The sequence below is a fragment of the Flavobacterium aurantiibacter genome (assembly GCF_002251775.1).
GTDB classification, from domain to species: domain Bacteria; phylum Bacteroidota; class Bacteroidia; order Flavobacteriales; family Flavobacteriaceae; genus Flavobacterium; species Flavobacterium aurantiibacter.
Genome location: NZ_NOXX01000032.1, coordinates 1 through 2,047 on the forward strand (window position 1 = coordinate 1; position 2,047 = coordinate 2,047).

The 2,047-nt window shown below is 33.1% G+C and carries 1 protein-coding gene; it reads right to left on the reverse strand.

What is annotated here, in order from left to right:
* Nucleotides 1–2,047 (reverse strand): hypothetical protein (locus tag CHX27_RS15415; RefSeq protein ID WP_165764399.1); only part of this gene is annotated, 2,047 nt, incomplete at both ends.

The window sequence follows — 2,047 nt, forward strand, 5'->3', positions numbered from 1 at the left end:
CATAAATTTGATTTATAAACGGTTCGAATTAGGGGAAGCCTATAGGATGACTCTATAAAATTATTTATCCTTGTACTCCTATTAGCATCCCCCCATGCAACAATATTTGCAATTTCTTTTAATTTTGTAATATCATGTGAGTTAATAGCAACTCTTAAAAGTTTCTTTATGCTCGTACTTATACCCCCTTGATTATATTGTATACTCGCAAGTAAATATTTCTCTACTTCATTTACTTTGACTTTGATTTCGTTACCATTACTGCCACCTTCAAGAGTATTGATAGCCTTGTTATAATAAGATTCTAAATAAAAATCATTATATACAGTTCGAAGATGGTAGACATAATTCTCGGCTAGCCCAAATTGAAATTTTCTAATAAGATGAAAATGATTTCTAAATTTAACCCAGCACATTCCTCCTCTAACTCCAAATAATCCTTTAATTATGTCTTGCAGTTTTAATTGATCTGTTGAATTTGTTATACCTGCTTCAACGTAGCACTGCATATTATTATTTAACCAAGTATTTTCCAATGAACTGTTTGCGAATGTTGGAATTGATATATTAAACGATTTAAAAAAAATCTTTTTAATCAATGACCAAGACTCAATAAATCCAGCTCTCTCAGGATTTGATGATGTTAGATTTAAAATGGTAACACCAGTTGTGCGAGAATATATATCGTTAGGATTTAAAAAAGCTGGAGGCGCATTTATGTTAATTAGATATTCGAGGTTATTAACTTTAGTAATAGTAACCGGATTTGATTGTTTAGTAGTTAAATTATAACTACATTCTAAAAGCCTGCGATAAGCTTGACCCTTTGAGTTTATAAGATGACCCTTTAATAATTCTATAACTGCATTTTTCAGGTTTGTGGTCATATCGGTCGAATAAGTTACATTACTTGATACTTTTCTCGCAAGCCCTAGTTTATAGCTAGTTACTGAGCTAAGAAAGTTAATCTTGTAAGTAATTTTTCTCTGATAATCTGTTGTGTAAGCTCCACCAATATCTATTCCTACTCCAAATGTAAGACCAGAGCCATTGGTCTCATTTACATTTTTATACATTTCGATTAAATATTTTCGAGTATCATTGTACACCCTTGTAGTTGTATTTATAGCAGTTTGTAGAGCATTACCATTAGTATCTCCTTCTGGATCAGGTCTTCTGGCTATCAGTCTAAAAGTTCCAGAATGTGATGCATTTATTTCGGTGTCTGTAGTGCCATGATAAAATAATACTTCTGCACCCGTTAAAATAAAATCTGTATCCAAAGAGTCTTTAAGAGTGAAATGATAATGTTTACCACCACTACTTATAAAATGGTTTCCATTCGTTTCGACTGAAATATATTCTCTATATAAATTTGAAAAATCGGTAATCTCAACAGGGCCAAGCGGTAAAACAATAGGTTCAATTAGCTGAACCGAGCCTCCCTGAAATTCTATCGAACCGTCGCTGTAAATTCTAAGGCGTTCTATTTCTATTGGCCCTAGCTTTAATGTTTCTCTCAAGAAACCTTCAAACTGTAATGTTCCTGAAGTGCCTATGTAAAAATCGTCATCTTCTTTTCCGAGTTCAACGCTTTTGAGACTATAGGTAAACACATCTGGAAAGGTAATAGGATATGGTGGTTCTGCTGATGCTGTTAAATTGAAATCACCGTCGTCGCTTAAATGACCTTCTATATCAATATGTACGGTTTGACCTCCCACATTTTGACCATTCACGATGGTATTTGCCGGATAAACGAATTTTTTGATTTCAAGTGCCCCTTTTATGTTTGATGAAATGACTTTGTTTTGTTTGAAGGTAATGTCAAAACGTTTGAAGCCAACTAAAAATCCGCCACCTTCACCGCCAACATTTATCCACATTGTTCCATTTTCTTCAGTTACAATGTTTGTTATGTAGTTTCTAAATTCCTGCTGGCTATTGAAAATTATATTTGAACCAGAAGCAGGACTAATTTCTAATGGAAACTTAAATGAATACCCGTTGGGTGAAATTATTTGAAGTAAAATAAATTGAACAAATG